The sequence below is a fragment of the Xanthomonas sp. NCPPB 2632 genome, from assembly GCF_041228075.2.
Lineage (GTDB): Bacteria > Pseudomonadota > Gammaproteobacteria > Xanthomonadales > Rhodanobacteraceae > Luteibacter.
This window is the reverse complement of record NZ_CM192979.1, coordinates 1,375,956-1,393,649: the sequence shown is the minus strand read 5'-3', so window position 1 is coordinate 1,393,649 and position 17,694 is coordinate 1,375,956. Positions and strand designations below refer to the sequence as shown.

Genomic DNA, 17,694 nt, shown 5'->3' with positions numbered 1-17,694 from the left:
GTCAGCCGGCCTTGAGACCGACCGAATATTCGCTGGCCCGGTGCGCGGTGATCCCGTGGCGCTGCTCCGCGCCCAACGAAAACGACGGATCGCGAACGAACACCTGCGGCCGCGTGGTCGGCCCCATCAGCTGTAGCAACAAAGCCTGGCCGAGGCTGTGCGGATGATGGCGCACCTCGTTCGCCAGGGTGGCTGACATCGGTGGCTCCACGGCCTGCGCGGGGTCGGTCCACAGCTTGCCGATGCGGTCGAAATCGGCCGGGGATACTTCCACCCACACGCCGATCTGGTAGCGGTCGTTGCGCCCCGTCAGCGGTAACGGCAACGTGGAGCGGACGAAGAAGCGACGCGCGTCGATCACGCAGAGGTCGTCGTTCTCGAACACGCTGGCCGCGCGGGTGGCCTCGTCGAGTTCCAGTACGGCATCCGGGCGGCGATAGCCCAGTTCGAGTGCTTCCGGGTCGTGCTCCGATCCACACACCGCGCAGGTGGTCGTCATGGCTCGCTCCTGGAAAGGGGGCTGGATAGGCGGGTCAACAAGGCATCGCGCCCGCGAGAAAGCGTATCGCCGCCGTCATGACGCCTGCGTCATCGACGATGCCACGGTGCCCGAGGCCGTGCGTCTTCAGCAAGGTCGCGCCGGGCCAGAGGCGTGCATACAGTTCACCCTCGCCGACCGGCACGTCACGGTCGGTATCGTCGTGCACTACCAGCAGGGGCTGCGTCCGTTGCGGCCCATGGTGCGCGATATGCAGGGCCTCGATGGCGACACCCGTGCGCCGCGCCAGGGCGTCGTGCATCGACGGACGCAGGTGCTGGCCCAGCCGCACGAAACGGGCGAATCGCGCGGTGGCGGCTTCCGGATCGGCCGCGGGCGCGATCAGTACCACGCGCTTCGTCGTCCAGCCACGCTCCAGAGCCAGCGTCGCGGCGGCGCCACCGAGGGAATGGGCGACCACGCCCTCCGGATCGCCGAAATGCCGGGCCACGGCGGTCAGGGTGCGAACGAAATCGGGCAAGGTGCACAGTTCGCCGCCACTGTGGCCGTGCGCCGGCTGGTCGAACGCCACAGCCGCCCAACCCTGGGCAAGCAGATGGGGTGCCCATGTCTCCCAACGCAGGCCGAGGCTGGACCAGCCATGGACAAGCAGGATGTAAGGCTGCGTGGACGGATCGCCCCAGACATAGGTCTCGATCGACTCACCGTCCAGGGACAACGTGCGGCGGCGTGCGGATGACGTGGCCACGGCATGCACCGCCCGCTGGCGGCTGCTGGCCAGCGGCGTCTGGAAGATACGCGTGGCGTGGGCGACCGTGCGACCGGGCGCGAGCCGGCTGCCCAGCCGATAGGCGAGGCGGATGCCAAGCAGGGTCGCGACGGTGCGCGCACTGAACCGGCGGGGAGGCTTCATGGACTCGGCAGGTCGATGGAGGAAAAGGCAAGCATGCGGGAATTCGAGCGCGGGCGGGGAACAAGGTTCCCGCAGCGCGGCGATTTCACGAACCTGAACGCGCCGCAGGCAAGGGTCAACCGACATCGGCACGCCCACGTTCTGGCACACGAATCCGCAACCGCGGAGCGTCGCGAAGGAGACCGTCCATGAAGCGTCCCATGCCCCTGCTCGCCACCCTGGCCGCCCTTGGCCTCACCTTCGGCGCCGCGAGCTACACCGCGCCCGCCGCGGCGCGCGAATACGTCAGCGTGACCGTGACCGACCGTCCGCCGCCGCCGCGCTTCGAGCGCATGCCGCCGCCCCGGGTGGGCTATGTCTGGGCCCCCGGTTACTGGAACTGGTATGGCGGCCGCTATGTCTGGGTCGGCGGTCGCTGGGCCGCGCAGCGCCCCGGCTACGTCTACCACCCGCCGGTCTGGCATCCCTACGGCCGCGGCTGGCGCGTCGAGCGCGAAACCTGGGTGCGCGACCCCCACTGGCACCGCTGAAACCGTCTGCTGCGCCGCACCTACACGAACCGGCGCAAGGGTTTAAACTAGGCGCCTGACACGACAGATCGCCCCCGCCCTTGCAGGCCGGGGCGATTTTTTTGGATGGTCATTATCGACCGGCGGTCCCCATTGCCGGTCATTCACCTAGAAGCGGCCCCACCGCCGCTTGCCACTGGAGTTTGCGTTCGATGATTTTCGAAACCATCGCCAACACGGGCCACGAAGAAGTCGTCTTCTGCCACAACAAGGACGCCGGCCTGAAGGCCATCATCGCGATCCACAACACCGTGCTGGGCCCTTCCCTCGGCGGCCTGCGCATGTGGCCGTACAAGACCGAGCAGGACGCCGTGAACGACGTGCTGCGCCTGTCGCGCGGCATGACGTACAAGAACGCGGTGGCCGGCCTGAACCTGGGCGGCGGCAAGGCCGTGATCATCGGCGACCCCTCCAAGGACAAGTCCGAGGCGCTGTTCCGCGCGTTCGGCCGTTTCGTCAACTCGCTCAACGGCCGCTACATCACCGCCGAGGACGTGGGAATCGACGTCAACGACATGGAATACGTCTACCGTGAAACCGAGTACGTGACCGGCGTGCACCAGGTGCACGGCGGCTCGGGCGATCCCTCGCCGTTCACCGCGTACGGCACGCTGCAGGGCCTGATGGCCGCGCTGCAGTCCAAGCACGGCAACGAGGACGTGGGCAAGTACAGCTACGCCGTGCAGGGCTGCGGCCACGTGGGCAGCGAGTTCATCAAGCTGCTGCGCGAGCAGGGCGCCAAGGTGTTCGTCACCGACATCAACAAGGATGCCGTGCAGCGCTGCGTCGACGAACTCGGCTGCGAGGCCGTGGGCCTGGACGAGATCTACGACGTGGACGCCGACGTCTACAGCCCGTGCGCCCTGGGCGGTACGGTCAACGAGCAGACCATCGACCGGATCAAGGCGAAGATCATCTGCGGCGCGGCCAACAACCAGCTGGCCACGGACGCGATCGGCGACGAGCTGGCCCGTCGCGGCATCGTCTACGCCCCGGACTACGCGGTGAACGCCGGCGGCGTGATGAACGTGTCGCTCGAGATCGACGGCTACAACCGCGAGCGCGCCATGCGCATGATGCGGACGATCTACTACAACGTGGGCCGGATCTTCGAGATCTCCGCCCGTGACAACATCCCGACCTACAAGGCCGCGGACCGCATGGCCGAGGAGCGCATCAGCGCCATCGGCAAGATCCGCCTGCCCCACATGGGCAACGGTGCGCCGCGGTTCCAGGGCCGTATGCGCGGGCAGTAAGCCCGGCGGGATGTGCGTGATGAAGAGCCGCCCGGGCGACCGGGCGGCTTTTTTGCGAGAGGGCGAGGTGGTCCAATAATGCAAATGTAGGAGCGGACGATGTCCGCGATCCCCCCTCGCCCCATCCATGCCCGGTAGGAGCGGACGATGTCCGCGATCTCCTCAGCCCCCCTCAACCTGGCCAGGGCGAACGGCCGAACCCCGAAAAGACACACCTCCCCGCCAGGGTGGCTTCGTTGGGCTCACGGAACCGCCTAGGGCGTTGGGGCGCATGGCGTCTTTCGTTGCGACCGAAGGTGAGGGTTCGCCCACATCGTGGGCTCCTACCTGGCCTTATGATCTGTTATGCTTTTCGCGCCCCTGGTTCTTGTAAGGCTTTGCCTACACGGCGCTTTTGGGGCCAAGGGGATGCCGCCCAAGGGGTGGCGACGACACGACACTTCCGATCACCTTCATCGCCTCGGTGATGCGCATCCATGACTGGCACGAGCCGTCGGTGGATCGCCCGTCCGGGGATGAAATGGACTTACCGAGCTATGAGCGCGATCCCAGCTGACACCCTCACCTACGACGACGTCCTGGTTCGGCTGCGCGCCGTGCTGCAGGAGACGTTCGAGATCGATCCGGCCAAGGTCACGCCCGAGGCCAACCTGTTCACCGATCTGGAGCTGGACAGCATCGACGCGATCGATCTGGCCATCCAGGTGCAGGACATGACCGGCACCCGGATCAAGCCCGAGGATTTCAAGAGCGTGCGTACGGTGGGCGACGTGGTCGCCACCGTGCAGACGCTGGTCGCCCGCTGAGCGGACCGATGGCGGGCCGGTACGAACCGCGCGACGACGCGGCGCCCTCCTTCGCGCCCTGCGCGGTCGTACCGATCTACAACCACGGATCGACCATCGCCGCCACGGCCGAGGCCCTGGCGGCCCATGGCCTGCCCGTGCTGATCGTGGATGATGGCTCCGAGGCCGCTACCGCCGATGTGCTGGACCGGCTGGTGGCCGGACGCGACGACCTCCGCCTGATCCGCCTGCCGGTCAACGGCGGCAAGGGTGCCGCGCTCACCGCCGGCTTCCTCGCCGCCCATGCCGCCGGCTACAGCCACGTGCTGCAGATCGACGCGGACGGACAGCACGACACCGCCGACGTGCCGCGCTTCCTGGCCGCCGCAGCCGCCGCGCCCGATGCCATGGTCTGCGGCAAGCCGATCTACGACGACTCCGTACCCCGGGCGCGTCTCTACGGTCGCTACCTGACGCATGCCTGCGTCTGGGCGGAAACGCTGTCCTTCGACATCGCCGACTCCATGTGCGGCTACCGGTTGTACCCGCTGGCCCCGACCCGCGCGGAAATCGCGCGCAAGCCGCTGCCCTCGCGAATGGATTTCGACACCGAGATCGCCGTGCGCCTGTTCTGGCGCGGAGTTCCGGTCATCAACCTGCCGACCCGGGTTATCTACCCCGAGAACGGCCTCTCCCATTTCCGCATGTGGCGCGACAATGCGCGCATCACCGCCATGCATACGCGACTGCTGCTCGGCATGCTGCCGCGCGCCCCGCGCCTGCTCCTTCGCACCTTCCACCACGGAAACCGCTGATGCGTCGTCTTTTCGCCTTGTTCGCCCTGTTCCTCGTCTCCACCGCCCAGGCCCAGGCCCCGTCGCTCGTCGACGACGTGCTGGGTCGCCTCGCGAAGCATCCCCAGGTGCGCGCCGAATTCACCCAGCAGCGCGACAACCCTGCCCTGGCCGCGCCGCAGGTGAGCAAGGGCGACCTGTTGTTCGTGATCGGACACGGCATGATCTGGCACACCCGTGAACCGTTCGACGACACGCTGGTGCTGACCTCCGGCAACAGCGCCCGCCTGAATGCGCAGGGCAAGCTGGAGCGCGTGCGCGACGGCAACCGCGGCGTCAGCCAGGTGTCCGGCATGCTGCAGTCGCTGCTGGCCGGCAAGTCGGACGAGGCCATGCGCCAGTTCACCATCACGGCCGAGGGCAGCCCCGAGGCGTGGTCGCTCCGCTTCGTGCCGCGCCAGGCGCGCGTCGCGCGCGTCCTCGCCGGTATCACGCTCAAGGGCGATGCCTTCCTCGAATCCATCGAAGTGAACCTCGCCAGCGGCGAGCGCACGCTGATCACCTTCACCGGCACGCGCGACGCCGACGCGCTCACCCCGCTCGAAGCGCAGGTCCTCGGCGTCAAATGAAGGCGTCGCCGACGACCCTGCGCGCCGGCCTGTTCGCCATCGCGGCGCTGGGCGTCTGCCTGCTGTGCGCGTGGCTGCTGTTCGGTCGCGCCACGTCGCCGTTGCAGACGGACATCCTGACCATCCTGCCGGCCACGGAGCGCCACCCCCTGGCCGAAGACGCCGTGGAGCGTCTGGCCCGCGCCAGCGGCGACCGGATGATCCTGCTGGTGGCCAACCGCGACGACGCCTCCGCCAAGGACGCCGCACGCGAACTGGGCGAGACGCTGGGCAAGGACCCGGTGTTCGCTTCGGTGATCGCCGAGCTGCCGCCGTTCGACCTCGACCAGCTGGTCACGCCGTTCCTGCCGTTCCGCTTCCACCTGCTGACGCCGGAAGATCGCGCCGCCGTAACCCTTCCGGGCTTCGACGCCGTCGCCACGCTGTCACGCCGGCTCAACGAGCCGTTCGGTGCCAATGTGGGCGCGAAGCTCACCGACGATCCGTTCGGCTGGATGCAGCACTGGCTGGACCGCCAGCCCTGGAACCGCTCGGCCCTCGTCCCCGAGGACGACATGCTGACCGCGCACCAGGGCGACACGAGCTATGTGCTGGTGATCGCCACGCTCAAGGGCTCGTCGTACGACGACACGGTGCAGCGTGCGGCGCTGGCCACGCTGGAGCACGCCGAGGCCGGCATGCTGGCGAAATACCCCGGCACCACGCTGCTGCGCACCGGGGCGATCTTCTACGCGGCGGCGGCGCGCGCCGGCGCCGAGCGCGACACCCATGTGGTCGGCATCGCCTCGTCGGTGGGCATCGCCCTGCTGTTGCTGCTGGTGTTCCGCTCGGCGCGACCGCTGCTGATCGCCTTCCTTTCCACGGCCCTGGGCGTGGTCGGCGCCATCGTCGCCACCGTGCTCGTGTTCGGCCAGCTGCACCTGCTGACCCTGGTGTTCGGCGCGGCACTGCTGGGCGAAGCGGTCGATTACTCGATCCAGTACCTCTGCGCGCGTGCGAACGCAGGCGCCGCCTGGAACGCCGAACGCGGCGTGCGCCAGGTGCGTCCGGCGCTGCTGCTGGCGCTGGGCACCTCCCTGCTGGGTTACGCGCTGCTCGGCGTGGTGCCGTTCCCGGCGCTGCAGCAGATGGCCGTGTTCGCCATGTCGGGCATGGCGGTGGCCTGCGCCAGCGTGTTCTGGCTGCTGCCGGCGCTGGCGCAGAAACCGGCGCGCGCGCCGCTGTCGCCGGCGCTGGTGCGCCTGGCGCTGGGCTGGCAGCGTGCCGCCTCGGGACGGCGCGCCCTCGTCGTGCTGGCCCTGCTCGCGCTGGTCGCGATACCGGGCTGGCTGCGGCTGGGCCACGACGACGACATCCACCTGCTGATCTCGCCGCCGAAAACGCTGGAAGCACAGACGAACGCGATCCGCGACGTCGCCGGCTTCGGCGGCGGCACCCAGTTCTGGCTGGTCGAGGGCGCCACGCCCGAGGACGTGCTGCAGCGTGAGGAAGCACTGACCGATCGCCTCCAGGCCTGGATCGCGCAGGGCAAGCTCACCGGCTTTACCGGCATCACCGCCATGCTGCCGTCGGCGAAGCGACAGGCGGCCAATATCGCCGCGCTCGATCCGCTGTTTATGCCGCGCGAGCGCATGACCGGCTGGCTGGGCGCGGCGGGCTTCCGGCCGGAAGGCACCGCCGCCTTCGTCGCCGCCTACCCGGGGCGCGCCTTCACGCTGGACGACTGGCGCGCCATGCCCGCCTATACGCCGTTCCGCTACCTGTGGCTGGAGGGCGAGCACGGCACCGGCAGCATCGTGGTGCCGCAGGGCCAGGACGACGTGGCGCTGTTGCGCGAGGCCTCCGCGGGCCTGCCGGGCGTATCGCTGATCGACAAGCCGGCCAGCATTTCCGCGCTGTTCGGCCGCTATCGCAGCTACGCCGACGTCTGGCTGGGTGGCGCGCTGGCCCTGGTCGGGCTGGCCTTCCTGTGGCGCTACGGCCCGCGTGCGGTGGGCCGCGTGTTGTTGCCGCCGATGGCCGGCATCGTCTTCAGCGTGGCCGCGCTGGGTTATCTCGGCCAGCCGCTCACGCTATTCCACATCATGGCCCTGATGCTGGTGCTGGGCGTGGGCGCGAACTACGCCGTGTTCCTGCGCGAGGGTGAGCCGCATGCGGCGCATATTCCCGGGGCGGCGTACGCGGGCGTGCTGCTGTCCGCCGTCACCGCCTTGCTGTCCTTCGGCCTGCTCGCGCTGAGTACGATGCCGGCCCTGCAACATTTCGGCCTCACCCTGTTACTTGGGATCGGCTTCACGGCGCTGGCAGCGCCCGTGAGCGTTCCCGCACCGAAGAAACCACTCGCATGAACAGCGCAGCACAGGTCACCGGCGGGCGGATGCCCCGGCGCGTCGTCGTCACCGGCTTCGGCGGCGTCACGCCGCTGGGCAACGACTGGGAAACCATCGAGGCACGCCTGCGCGGGTTCCATAACGCCGTGCGCCGCATGGGCGAGTGGGATTACTTCGATGCGCTGAACGGTCGCCTCGGTTGCCCCGTGGACGATTTCACCGTGCCGACGCACTGGGCCCGCAAGCACCTGCGCTCGATGGGCCGCGTGGCGCAACTGGCCGTGGCCGCTAGCGAGCGGGCGCTGGCCGATGCCGGCCTGCTCGACGATCCGGCCATCGGCGACGGGCGCATGGGCGTGGCCTATGGCTCGTCGGGCGGCAGCATCGCGCCGGCCCGCACCATCGGCCGCATGCTGGAAACCGGCTCCATGCAGGGCGTGACCGCCACCAGCTACATCCAGATGATGGCGCACACCACCGCAGTGAACGTGGGCGTGTTCTTCGGCCTGCGCGGTCGCGTCATCACCACGTCCAGTGCCTGCACCTCGGGTAGCCAGGCCATCGGCTACGGCTACGAGGCCATCCAGCAGGGCAAGCAGACGCTGATGCTGTGCGGGGGCGCGGAGGAATTGTCCGGCCCGGGCGCGGCGGTGTTCGACACTTTGTTCGCCACCAGCACGCGCAACGACGCGCCGGCCACCACACCGCGTCCGTTCGACGCGAAACGCGACGGCCTGGTGGTGGGCGAAGGCGCCACGACCCTGGTGCTGGAAGAATACGAGCATGCGCTGGCACGCGGCGCCACGATGTACGCCGAGGTGGTCGGCTTCGGCACCAACTCCGACGGCCAGCACATCACCCAGCCCACGCGCGAGACCATGGCCGCGGCCATGCGCATGGCGCTGGCCGACGCCGGGCTGCCGGCCGATGCGATCGGCTACGTGAGCGCGCACGGCACCGCCACCGATCGCGGCGACGTGGCCGAGAGCCACGCCACCGCCGACGTGCTGGGCGCGGGCGTGCCGGTCAGCTCGATGAAGAGCTACGTGGGCCACACGCTGGGCGCGTGCGGCGCGCTGGAATCGTGGTGGGCGATCGAGATGATGCGTCGCGGCTGGTTCGCGCCCACCATCAACCTGGAGACCCCCGATCCTGAATGCGCCGCGCTGGATTACCTGACCGGCCAGGGCCGGGAGATCCGCACCGGCTACGTGATGAACAACAACTTCGCGTTCGGCGGCATCAACACCTCGCTGATCTTCAAAGCCCTGCCCGAATGAGGCGCGTCGTCGTCACCGGCATGGGCGCCGTGTCCTGCCTCGGGCCGGATCGACGCGCCCTGTTCGACGGACTGCGCGCCGAACGCGCCGGCTTCCGCGACATGCCGGCCTTCGCGGCACTGGGCATGCGCTGCCGCGTGGCGGCGCCGGTGGACCTGGACGGCCTGGAACCGCCACCGCGCAAGCTGCGTCGCTACCTGCCGCCAGCCGCCGAATACGCCTGGCACGCCACGCGCGAGGCGCTGGACGAGGCCGGCCTGGAAGCCGCGCGCCTGCACGAGCGCGACACCGGCGTGGTAATGGGTGGCTCCGCCGCGCTGAGCGAATACGACGCGGGCCTGACGGTGTTCCAGGGCCGCGGCATCGCGCGGCTGTCACCGTTCATCGTGCCGCGCACCATGGGCAGCGCGATAGCGGCCACGCTGACGCATGCCTTCGGTTTCGGCGGCCGCGCCTTTACCGTCAGCTCGGCCTGCAGCAGCGCCACGCATGCCATCGGCCAGGCGATGGAACTGATCCAGCTGGGTCGCCAGGACATCGTGGTCTGCGGTGGCGCGGAAGAACTGCACGACAAGGCCGCCATGTGCTTCGACGTGATGCACGCACTGTCTGACGACAGCGTGGCCGGGCAACACGTGTCCGCGCCTTACGAAGCCGATCGCGACGGCCTGCTGCTGGGCGGCGGTGCCGGCGTGCTGGTGCTCGAATCGCTCGACCACGCCCTGGCCCGCGGCGCCACCATCCTCGCGGAAATGGCCGGTTACGGTGCCGCGTCCGATCCTGACGGCATGATCGGACCGGCGGCGGACGGCATGGCCGAAGCCATGCACCAGGCGATCGACCTGGCCGGCACCCTGCCCGACTACGTCAACACGCATGCGTGCGCCACGGTGCACGGCGACCTGGCCGAGTGGGAAGCGTTGCAGCGCGTGTTCGCCGATCGCGGGCAGGCAGTGCCGTGGATGTCCTCGATCAAGGGGCTGACCGGCCACGCGCCCGCGGCGGCCGGCGCGCTGGATGCGATCGCCGCCATCGCCATGATGGAAGCCGGCGTGATGCTGGGCGGCGCGCCCCTTCGCGAACGCGATGCCGCCTTCGCCGACGCGCCGCTGGTGGAAGGCGAGCGCGCCGCACGCATCGACAGCGTGCTGTCGAACACCTTCGGTTTCGGCGGCAGCTGCGCGGCCTTGCTGGTGCGCCGCTTCGACGAGGCCACCGCATGATCGCGCTGCGCGTGGACGACTGGCGTGCGTGGGCGCCCGGCATCGAGGATGCCGGCGCATGGGCACGCTGGGCGGCGGCACCGCATGTGCCCACGGAAACGGACGAACAGCCCGCCTGCGCGTTCGTACCGCCGATGCAGCGTCGCCGGCTCAGCCGGCTCGCCCGGATCGTGATGCATGCCGCCTGGCCGCTGTGCGGCGAGGACGAACAGCTGCCCTTCGTCTACGCGTCGCGCCACGGTGAGACCACGCACACGTTCGCGATGCTCGACGACATCGGCCGCGGCGTGCCGTTGTCGCCAACCCGCTTCGGCCTGTCCGTGCACAACGCAATTGCCGGGCAATGGTCGATCCTGCGCGGCCAGCGCGGCGAGTCCGTCGCCCTCGCGGGGGAAGCGGATACCTTCGAACACGCCATCGTCGAGGCGGCCACGCTGCTCGACGACGACGTGCCCGCGGTGATCGTCGTCATGGCCGAGGAGCGGCCGCCTGCCGCGTACGACGGCTGGATCGACGACGTGCCCTGCTCCTACGCCGTCGCATTGCGCCTGTCGCGCATCGACGCCCGGGGTGACGGACCGTGCTGGCAGTTGTCGCTGGGCAAGGCGGACACGCCCCCACTGCCGGTGCCTTCCGACTACCCGCATGCCTTGCGCTTCGTCCGCGCGCTGCACGATGGCGCTTCCTTCGCGCCTGCATGGAAGGCCCGGCAGTGGACCTGGCGACCGCTCCCGTGACGCGTCGTCGCGACGCCTGGGCCTGGCGCTTCGCCTGCACGGCGCTCAGCTTCGCGCTGTTCGGCGTGGGCGGCCTGCTGCTGCGCGGGTTGATCCTGCCCATCGTGCTGCACTGGCCGGGCGAACCCGCCGTGCGCCGCCGGCGCGCGCGACGCACCGTGGGCCGCGCCTTCTGGCTGCATTCGCGGTTCATGCAACGCATGGGCGTGGTCGACGTCAGCTTCGAGGGCCAGGAACGCCTGGGCAAGCCGGGGCAGATGATCGTCGCCAACCATCCGTCGCTGATCGACGTGGTGTACCTGCTGGGCCACGTGCCCGACGCCAACTGCATCGTCAAGCACGGGCTGTGGAAGAACCCGTACATGCGCGGCCCGGTGACCGTGGCCGAATACATCAGCAACGACGGCAGCGCCGAGATGCTCGACCGCGCGGCCGCCGTGCTACGCGAAGGGCAGACACTGATCGTCTTCCCCGAGGGCACGCGCACCACGCCCGGACAGGACCCCGTGTTCCACCGCGGCGCGGCCGCTATCGCCGTGCGCGGCGCGCGGGTGGTCACGCCCGTGTACATCACCGTCGAACCCACCACGCTGACCAAGGCCGATCGCTGGTACCACGTGCCCGACCGTCGCGTCCGCATGCGCCTGCGCGTGGGCGACGACATCGACGTGGCGGGCTTCAGCGAAGGCGTGCCCGCGCCGATCGCCTCGCGGCGCCTCAACGAACACCTCCACCGCCTTTACGCCAGGGAACGGACGTCATGAACGACCTCGAAAGGGATATCGCACAACTGATCATCGATACGCTGGCGCTGGAACACCTGCGCGTGGACGACATCGCGGTTGACCAGCCACTGTTCGGCCAGGGGCTGGGGCTGGATTCCGTGGACGCGCTGGAACTCGCCCTGGCATTGCAGAGCCGCTACGGCCTGAAGGTGGGCACCGATTCGCGCGAGGCGCGCAAGCACTTCGATACGCTGCGCAGCCTGGCCCTGTACGTCACCGCGGAAGGCACGCCATGCGCAAGCTGAGCTCCCTGGTGCTGCTGATCGTCGGCATCCTCTATCCGTTCATCGTCTACTTCGGCATGGACCATGTGTCCACGCCGATGTTCGGGCTGATCCTCGGCGCGCTGTGGCTGGTTCGCGCGCCGGCGCTGATGCGCCAGCCGGGCGGTCGCTGGATGCTGGCGATCACGCTGGTCTACTGCGCGGTGCTGGCGTTCGGCGGCGAGGAACACCTGCTGCGCTGGTACCCCAGCCTGATCTGCGCGCTGCTGTTCGCGGCGTTCGCACTCAGCCTGAAGTTCGGGCCGCCGATGATCGAGCGCATCGCGCGCGTGGCCGAGCCCGACCTGCCACCCGTGGCCGTGGCGTATACACGCAAGGTCACCTGGGTGTGGGTAGCGTTCTTCGTGGCCAACGGCACCGCATCGGGCCTGCTGGCCGCGTGGGGCCCGCTGTCGTGGTGGACGTTCTACAACGGCATCCTGGCCTACTCGGTGATGGGCGTGCTGTTCGTCGGCGAGTGGATCCTGCGCCAGCGCCTGCGCCGCCGGATCAACAAGGCACCGATGGACACCGCGGCCGCGCGACTGCACTCGCATCCGTGGGTGGACGGTGCCATGGGCGGCTACGCCGGGAAGAAGGGTCCCGGCATGGTCGTGGCCCTCTCCGCCGCCGGGCGCACCGCCCTGCTGCGCCACGGGCGCACGGGCCTGCTCAACGAACTCGGCCAGCAGGCGGCCGGCGACGATGCACTGTCCACCCCGCTGGTCTGGCGCTTCGTTTCCCGACTGCCGGAAAGCGCCGACGTGGACGACGTGCTGCGCGGCGCCCTGCCCGACGATCCGGTGATCCTGGCCGAACGCCGCGACGGCGACGACGTGGTCATCGACCTCGAACTGCCGCTCGACCTGGCCTGCTTCGCCGACCATTTCCCGGAAGCCCCGGTGCTGCCGGGCGTGACCCAGGTCGGCTGGGCGCTGGCCTTCGCCGCACCGCGACTGGGTACGTCGACGACCTGCCGCGCGATGGATGCGCTGAAGTTCCAGCGGCTGCTGAGACCCGGCGACTGTATACAGCTGACCCTCCGCCACGATGCCGAACGAGGACGGCTGCACTTTGCGTACCGCATCGACGGCGAACCGGTGTCCTCGGCATGGCTGTGCATGGGCGATGCGCATGCCTGACTCCGTCGCCGCCGGGCACTGGGCCACGCGCCGGGAGCGCGGCAGTTTCCACCTGCTCAAGCTCACCGCCATCGCCGTGCGGCTGCTCGGCCGCCGCCCCGTGGCGCCCGTCATCGGGCTGGTGGTGCTGTATTTCTTCGTCACCGGACGCCGGGCGCGCCGGGCGGTGGCCGACTACCAGCGACGGCTGGCGGCATGGAGCGGCCGGGACGACCTGTTCCCCCGCCGCCGTGCCGCGCTGGCCCAATACCGCGCCTTCGGCGAGTGCATGCTCGATCGCTTCGACCTGTGGCGCGGCCGGCTGACCCTCGCCGGCGTCGACATGCTGGACCCGGACGACGTGCGTGGCGCCCTGCTCGGCGGCGGCCGTGGCCAGATCCTGATCTGCACGCACCTGGGCAACCTGGACGTGTGCCGCGCCATGGCGCAGATCGGCGAGGGCGTGGCGCTGAACGTGCTGATGCACCTGCCGCAGGCCGCCCATTTCAACCGCCTGCTGGCCCAGTCGGGCGATCCGCGGCTGCGGCTGATGCATGTGGGCGACCTGGATACGGCGACCATGCTGGACCTGTCGCAGCGGCTGGACCGCGGCGAGTGGATCGCCATCGCGGGCGACCGCGTGCCCGTGCATGGTGGCCGTACCGTGGCCGCCGACTTCCTGGGCGCTCCGGCGCCCTTTCCGCAGGGCCCGTGGCTGATGGCCGCCCTGCTGCGTTGCCCGGTCAACCTGGTGTGCTGCCTGAAACAGGGCGGGCGCTATCGTATCCACCTGCGCCGTTTCGACGACGCGTCCGGCTGGGACCGATCGCACCGCGAACGTATCATCGGCGAATCGGTGCAGCGCTATGCCGACTGGCTGGCGCAGCGCTGCCTCGACGCACCCCTGCAGTGGTTCAACTTTCACCCGTACTGGCAAGGTACGAACGGAGCGTCGCATGCGCGCTAGCGGTGTGCTCGGCACGCAGATCGAACTGGTGGTGCCGTTCTTCGACGTGGATTCCATGGAGGTGGTCTGGCACGGCCACTACGTGAAATACCTGGAGCTGGCGCGCTGCGCGCTGCTGGACGACGTGGGCCACAACTACGTACGCATGAAGGAGACCGGCTTCGTCTGGCCGATCATCGACATGCAGTTGCGCTATGCGCAGGCGGCGCGCTTCGGCCAGACGCTGATCGCGCGCGCCGACCTGGTGGAATGGCAGAACCGCCTGAAAATCCACTACACGCTGAGCGACGCCGCCAGCGGCGAGCGCCTTACCCGCGCCAGCACGGTGCAGGTGGCGGTCAGCCTGGCCACGGGCGAGATGCAGCTGGTCTCGCCCCGTGTCTTCACCGACGACGTGGAACGACGCCTGGCGCGTTCGCCGTCGACCGAACCCGTGGATGGCCCGCGATGAAATACGCCAGCGCCACGTATGTGGAAGAAACCCGCCTCGGCTTCGTCTTCCTGCGCACCCACACCTGGCAGCACCATGTGCTGCGCGTGGCTATCGACGACCTGAAACGCCTGATCGGATCGCCGCTGCCGCAGGGTGGCACGCTGCTGGACGTGGGCTGCGGCCAGGGGCGCTCGTTCCGCTACCTGCGCGATGGGTTCCGGCCGGATCGCCTGATCGGCCTGGATGCGGATCCGCACAGCCTGGAGCACTCGCAGGCGGAGGCGTCGCGCGAAGGCATCCAGGCCACCCTGCTGCTGGGCGACTGCGCGCGCATCGACCTGCCCGACGCCAGCGTGGACGTGCTGTTCTGCCACCAGACCTTCCACCACCTGGTGGAACAGGAACGCGCGCTGGACGAATTCTGGCGCGTGCTGAAGCCGGGCGGCCTGTTGCTGTTCGCCGAGTCGACGCGGGCGTATATCGATACCTGGGTGATCCGCTGGTTCTTCCGGCATCCGATGCACGTGCAGAAGAGTGCCGATGAATACCTGGCGATGCTCCGTGGCCGGGGCTTTCGTTTCGACGCGCACCAGGTTTCGCTGCCCTACCTGTGGTGGAGCCGCGCGAAAGACTTCGGCCTGCTGGAGCGCTGGGGCATCCGCCGGCCACCGCCGCCGGGCAAGCGCGACGAAACGCTGGTGAACGTCGCCGCGCGCAAACCACTCGACCCCGCATGACCACCTTCCTCAACGCACTGGGCGTGGCCTGTTCGCTCGGCGCCGGCAAGGCGGCCGTGGCCGAGGCCCTGTTCGGCGGCGCGATGCACGGCCTGCGTGACAGCGCCGACTGGGTGCCCGGCCGCACGCTGCCGGTGGGTGGCATCGACGCAGCACTGCCGTCGCCGCCGCCGGCAATGGCCGATCGCGACACGCGCAACAACCGCCTGCTTTTACTCGCCGCGCAGGAGATCGAGGACGAACTGCGCGCCGCGGTGGCGCGCTACGGTGCCGATCGCGTGGGCGTGGTCATCGGCACCAGCACCACGGGCATCGAGGAAGCCACCGCACACATCGGAACGCGGGGCGCCACGGGCACGTGGCCGGCCGCGTACCGCTACACCGACCAGGAACTGGGCGCACCGGCGGCCTTCCTGGCCGAATGGCTGGGCACCGCCGGGCCGGCCTACGGCATTTCCACGGCCTGCACCTCGGGAGCGCGCGCCTTGCTGAGCGCGCGACGCCTGCTGCGCCTGGGCCTCTGCGACGCCGTGGTCTGCGGTGGCGTGGACACGCTGTGCCGGCTGGCCACGCAGGGCTTCGCCGCGCTGGAGGCGATCGACGACCGGCGCTGCCTGCCGTTTTCGCAGGCACGCCGGGGCATCAACATCGGCGAGGCGTCCGCGCTGTTCCTGATGACGCGCGACACCGGGCCGGTGGCCTGCGTGGGCGGCGGCGCCAGCGCCGATGCCCACCATATGTCCTCGCCGCTGCCCGACGGCAGCGGCGCCGCCGACGCGATGCGCCGCGCCCTCGCCGATGCCGGCCTTCCAGCGGCGGCCATCGACTACGTGAACCTGCACGGCACCGCGACGGAGCACAACGACGCCATGGAAAGCCACGCGATGGCCCGGACCTTCGGTCACCCCGTGCCTTGCTCGTCCACCAAGGCCCTTACCGGCCACACTCTGGGCGCGGCCGGTGCACTGGAAGCGGCGTTCTGCTGGCTGGTGCTGACCGATCCCGCGCGCCGGCTGCCGCCGCATGTGTGGGACGACGATACCGACCCCGCCCTTCCGCCGCTGCTTTTCACCGCACAAGGCCACCGCCTGGCGGACGGCACACGGCACCTCATGAGCAACTCGTTCGCGTTCGGCGGCAACAACGCGAGCCTGATCCTGGCGAACGCGACATGACCCTCTGGCCTATCGAAACCCTGCTGCCCCACGCCGGGCGGATGATCCTGCTCGATCGCCTGGTGTCGTGGGATGCCGAAAGCGTGGTCTGCGAGCGCCTGGTCCGCCGCGGCGATCCCTTCGTCGACGCCAGCGGCCTGCCCGCGTGGGCGGGCGTCGAGCTGATGGCCCAGGCCATCGCCGCCTGGAACGGCTGCGGCATCCTCGCCGCCGGCGGCAGCGTACGCCCGGGGTTCCTGCTGGGCACGCGCAGCTACCGCGCCGACGCCGACGCCTTCGCCCACGGTGCCCTGCTGCGCATCGAGGCGGTCCGCCATTTCCACGACGAGGACGGCATGGGCGCGTTCGCCTGCCGCATCGACAGCGACACGGCACACGCCGAAGCGCGCCTGACCGTCTTCAGTCCGGTCGACCCGACACCGTTCCTCGATCCCCGCCATAACCGTCTCGACTCCAGGGGTACCGCACCATGACCGACACCGTTCTCGTTACCGGCTCCAGCCGCGGCATCGGCCGCGCCATCGCGCTCAACCTCGCCGACGCGGGCTACGACCTCGTGGTGCACTGCCGGTCGCGTCGCGAGGAAGCCGATGCCGTGGTCGCCGAAATCCTCGGCAAGGGCCGCGCGGCACGCGCGATCCAGTTCGACATCGCCGACCGCGCGGCCTCCGCCGCGGCGCTGGAATCCGATGTGGCGGAACATGGTGCGTATTACGGCGTGGTCTGCAACGCCGGCCTGACGCGCGACGGTGCGTTCCCCGGACTGACCTCCGAAGACTGGGACCAGGTGCTGCGCACCAACCTCGACGGTTTCTACAACGTGCTGCATCCGCTGGTGATGCCGATGATCCGTCGGCGCAAGGCGGGGCGCATCGTCTGCATCACCTCGGTGTCGGGCCTGATCGGCAACCGCGGCCAGGTGAACTACAGTGCGTCCAAGGCCGGCGTGATCGGCGCGGCGAAGGCACTGGCGGTGGAACTGGCCAAGCGGAAGATCACCGTCAACTGCGTGGCGCCGGGCCTCATCGACACCGACATGCTCGATCCGGAGGTGCCGGTGGAACAGATCCTCAAGGTGATCCCGATGGAGCGCACCGGCACGCCGGAGGAAGTGGCCGCCGCGGTGCGCTTCCTGGTCAGTCCGGAAGCGGGCTACATCACCCGCCAGGTGCTGGCCGTCAACGGCGGCCTCTGCTGA

The 17,694-nt window shown here is 69.6% G+C and carries 20 protein-coding genes; 18 read left to right on the top strand and 2 right to left on the bottom strand.

What is annotated here, in order from left to right; all coding sequences use genetic code 11:
* Position 1 precedes the first annotated feature (1 nt).
* Positions 2-499 (bottom strand): DUF2199 domain-containing protein, encoded by a 498-nt coding sequence (locus tag AB8808_RS06260; protein WP_369927678.1) that lies wholly within the window; start codon positions 497-499, stop codon positions 2-4.
* 34 nt (positions 500-533) lie between these two features.
* Positions 534-1,412 (bottom strand): alpha/beta hydrolase, encoded by an 879-nt coding sequence (locus AB8808_RS06255; protein WP_369927676.1) that lies wholly within the window; start codon positions 1,410-1,412, stop codon positions 534-536.
* A gap of 188 nt (positions 1,413-1,600) precedes the next feature.
* Here AB8808_RS06255 and AB8808_RS06250 point away from each other — a divergent pair, with 188 nt between their 5' ends.
* The 18 genes from AB8808_RS06250 (at position 1,601) to fabG (ending at position 17,694) form a co-directional block, all read left to right on the top strand.
* Complete coding sequence (locus AB8808_RS06250; protein ID WP_369927674.1) at positions 1,601-1,942, top strand: hypothetical protein; 342 nt, start codon at positions 1,601-1,603, stop codon at positions 1,940-1,942.
* 191 nt (positions 1,943-2,133) lie between these two features.
* Positions 2,134-3,237, top strand: a complete 1,104-nt coding sequence (locus AB8808_RS06245) for a Glu/Leu/Phe/Val dehydrogenase dimerization domain-containing protein (protein ID WP_369927672.1) — start codon at positions 2,134-2,136, stop codon at positions 3,235-3,237.
* A gap of 536 nt (positions 3,238-3,773) precedes the next feature.
* Positions 3,774-4,043 carry an acyl carrier protein gene (locus AB8808_RS06240; RefSeq protein WP_036143061.1) on the top strand — a complete coding sequence of 90 codons (270 nt, stop codon included), beginning with the start codon at positions 3,774-3,776 and terminating at the stop codon, positions 4,041-4,043.
* A gap of 8 nt (positions 4,044-4,051) precedes the next feature.
* Positions 4,052-4,837, top strand: a complete 786-nt coding sequence (locus AB8808_RS06235) for a glycosyltransferase family 2 protein (protein ID WP_285405042.1) — start codon at positions 4,052-4,054, stop codon at positions 4,835-4,837.
* Positions 4,837-5,445 (top strand): LolA family protein, encoded by a 609-nt coding sequence (locus AB8808_RS06230; RefSeq protein WP_369927669.1) that lies wholly within the window; start codon positions 4,837-4,839, stop codon positions 5,443-5,445. Before AB8808_RS06235 ends, AB8808_RS06230 begins: the two co-directional genes overlap by 1 nt.
* The gene (locus AB8808_RS06225; protein ID WP_369927668.1) at positions 5,442-7,793 is read left to right on the top strand and encodes an MMPL family transporter; all 2,352 of its coding nucleotides are present in this window, start codon (positions 5,442-5,444) and stop codon (positions 7,791-7,793) included. The genes AB8808_RS06230 and AB8808_RS06225 overlap by 4 nt, the downstream gene beginning before the upstream one ends.
* Positions 7,790-9,055 carry a beta-ketoacyl-ACP synthase gene (locus AB8808_RS06220; RefSeq protein ID WP_369927667.1) on the top strand — a complete coding sequence of 422 codons (1,266 nt, stop codon included), beginning with the start codon at positions 7,790-7,792 and terminating at the stop codon, positions 9,053-9,055. Before AB8808_RS06225 ends, AB8808_RS06220 begins: the two co-directional genes overlap by 4 nt.
* Positions 9,052-10,278, top strand: a complete 1,227-nt coding sequence (locus AB8808_RS06215) for a beta-ketoacyl-[acyl-carrier-protein] synthase family protein (protein WP_369927666.1) — start codon at positions 9,052-9,054, stop codon at positions 10,276-10,278. Before AB8808_RS06220 ends, AB8808_RS06215 begins: the two co-directional genes overlap by 4 nt.
* A complete protein-coding gene (locus tag AB8808_RS06210) occupies positions 10,275-11,015 on the top strand; it encodes a beta-ketoacyl synthase chain length factor (protein WP_369927664.1) in 741 nt (246 codons plus the stop codon). The genes AB8808_RS06215 and AB8808_RS06210 overlap by 4 nt, the downstream gene beginning before the upstream one ends.
* Entirely contained in the window at positions 11,012-11,779 is a 768-nt protein-coding gene (locus AB8808_RS06205) for a lysophospholipid acyltransferase family protein (RefSeq protein WP_369927662.1), read from the top strand. Before AB8808_RS06210 ends, AB8808_RS06205 begins: the two co-directional genes overlap by 4 nt.
* A complete protein-coding gene (locus AB8808_RS06200) occupies positions 11,776-12,045 on the top strand; it encodes a phosphopantetheine-binding protein (protein ID WP_369927660.1) in 270 nt (89 codons plus the stop codon). Before AB8808_RS06205 ends, AB8808_RS06200 begins: the two co-directional genes overlap by 4 nt.
* Positions 12,033-13,205, top strand: a complete 1,173-nt coding sequence (locus AB8808_RS06195; protein WP_369927657.1) for an ApeI family dehydratase — start codon at positions 12,033-12,035, stop codon at positions 13,203-13,205. Before AB8808_RS06200 ends, AB8808_RS06195 begins: the two co-directional genes overlap by 13 nt.
* A complete protein-coding gene (locus tag AB8808_RS06190; protein WP_369927654.1) occupies positions 13,198-14,151 on the top strand; it encodes a lysophospholipid acyltransferase family protein in 954 nt (317 codons plus the stop codon). The genes AB8808_RS06195 and AB8808_RS06190 overlap by 8 nt, the downstream gene beginning before the upstream one ends.
* Complete coding sequence (locus tag AB8808_RS06185) at positions 14,141-14,602, top strand: acyl-CoA thioesterase (protein ID WP_369927653.1); 462 nt, start codon at positions 14,141-14,143, stop codon at positions 14,600-14,602. Before AB8808_RS06190 ends, AB8808_RS06185 begins: the two co-directional genes overlap by 11 nt.
* Positions 14,599-15,321 carry a class I SAM-dependent methyltransferase gene (locus tag AB8808_RS06180; RefSeq protein WP_369927651.1) on the top strand — a complete coding sequence of 241 codons (723 nt, stop codon included), beginning with the start codon at positions 14,599-14,601 and terminating at the stop codon, positions 15,319-15,321. Before AB8808_RS06185 ends, AB8808_RS06180 begins: the two co-directional genes overlap by 4 nt.
* A complete protein-coding gene (locus AB8808_RS06175; RefSeq protein WP_369927649.1) occupies positions 15,318-16,496 on the top strand; it encodes a beta-ketoacyl-ACP synthase in 1,179 nt (392 codons plus the stop codon). Before AB8808_RS06180 ends, AB8808_RS06175 begins: the two co-directional genes overlap by 4 nt.
* Positions 16,493-16,969: a hotdog family protein gene (locus tag AB8808_RS06170; protein WP_369927647.1), complete on the top strand. Its 477-nt coding sequence runs from the start codon at positions 16,493-16,495 to the stop codon at positions 16,967-16,969. Before AB8808_RS06175 ends, AB8808_RS06170 begins: the two co-directional genes overlap by 4 nt.
* Positions 16,966-17,694: a 3-oxoacyl-ACP reductase FabG gene (gene fabG, locus AB8808_RS06165; RefSeq protein WP_369927645.1), complete on the top strand. Its 729-nt coding sequence runs from the start codon at positions 16,966-16,968 to the stop codon at positions 17,692-17,694. The genes AB8808_RS06170 and fabG overlap by 4 nt, the downstream gene beginning before the upstream one ends.

What these genes read in the sequence shown, in the direction of transcription:
- AB8808_RS06260 (WP_369927678.1), bottom strand. Translation starts at nt 499, where the DNA reads ATGACGACCACCTGCGCGGTGTGTGGATCGGAGCACGACCCGGAAGCA.
- AB8808_RS06225 (WP_369927668.1), top strand. Translation starts at nt 5,442, where the DNA reads ATGAAGGCGTCGCCGACGACCCTGCGCGCCGGCCTGTTCGCCATCGCG.
- AB8808_RS06250 (WP_369927674.1), top strand. Translation starts at nt 1,601, where the DNA reads ATGAAGCGTCCCATGCCCCTGCTCGCCACCCTGGCCGCCCTTGGCCTC.
- AB8808_RS06235 (WP_285405042.1), top strand. Translation starts at nt 4,052, where the DNA reads ATGGCGGGCCGGTACGAACCGCGCGACGACGCGGCGCCCTCCTTCGCG.
- AB8808_RS06255 (WP_369927676.1), bottom strand. Translation starts at nt 1,412, where the DNA reads ATGAAGCCTCCCCGCCGGTTCAGTGCGCGCACCGTCGCGACCCTGCTT.
- AB8808_RS06230 (WP_369927669.1), top strand. Translation starts at nt 4,837, where the DNA reads ATGCGTCGTCTTTTCGCCTTGTTCGCCCTGTTCCTCGTCTCCACCGCC.
- AB8808_RS06215 (WP_369927666.1), top strand. Translation starts at nt 9,052, where the DNA reads ATGAGGCGCGTCGTCGTCACCGGCATGGGCGCCGTGTCCTGCCTCGGG.
- AB8808_RS06195 (WP_369927657.1), top strand. Translation starts at nt 12,033, where the DNA reads ATGCGCAAGCTGAGCTCCCTGGTGCTGCTGATCGTCGGCATCCTCTAT.
- AB8808_RS06185 (WP_369927653.1), top strand. Translation starts at nt 14,141, where the DNA reads ATGCGCGCTAGCGGTGTGCTCGGCACGCAGATCGAACTGGTGGTGCCG.
- AB8808_RS06210 (WP_369927664.1), top strand. Translation starts at nt 10,275, where the DNA reads ATGATCGCGCTGCGCGTGGACGACTGGCGTGCGTGGGCGCCCGGCATC.
- AB8808_RS06170 (WP_369927647.1), top strand. Translation starts at nt 16,493, where the DNA reads ATGACCCTCTGGCCTATCGAAACCCTGCTGCCCCACGCCGGGCGGATG.
- AB8808_RS06200 (WP_369927660.1), top strand. Translation starts at nt 11,776, where the DNA reads ATGAACGACCTCGAAAGGGATATCGCACAACTGATCATCGATACGCTG.
- AB8808_RS06180 (WP_369927651.1), top strand. Translation starts at nt 14,599, where the DNA reads ATGAAATACGCCAGCGCCACGTATGTGGAAGAAACCCGCCTCGGCTTC.
- AB8808_RS06190 (WP_369927654.1), top strand. Translation starts at nt 13,198, where the DNA reads ATGCCTGACTCCGTCGCCGCCGGGCACTGGGCCACGCGCCGGGAGCGC.
- AB8808_RS06240 (WP_036143061.1), top strand. Translation starts at nt 3,774, where the DNA reads ATGAGCGCGATCCCAGCTGACACCCTCACCTACGACGACGTCCTGGTT.
- AB8808_RS06245 (WP_369927672.1), top strand. Translation starts at nt 2,134, where the DNA reads ATGATTTTCGAAACCATCGCCAACACGGGCCACGAAGAAGTCGTCTTC.
- AB8808_RS06175 (WP_369927649.1), top strand. Translation starts at nt 15,318, where the DNA reads ATGACCACCTTCCTCAACGCACTGGGCGTGGCCTGTTCGCTCGGCGCC.
- AB8808_RS06220 (WP_369927667.1), top strand. Translation starts at nt 7,790, where the DNA reads ATGAACAGCGCAGCACAGGTCACCGGCGGGCGGATGCCCCGGCGCGTC.
- fabG (WP_369927645.1), top strand. Translation starts at nt 16,966, where the DNA reads ATGACCGACACCGTTCTCGTTACCGGCTCCAGCCGCGGCATCGGCCGC.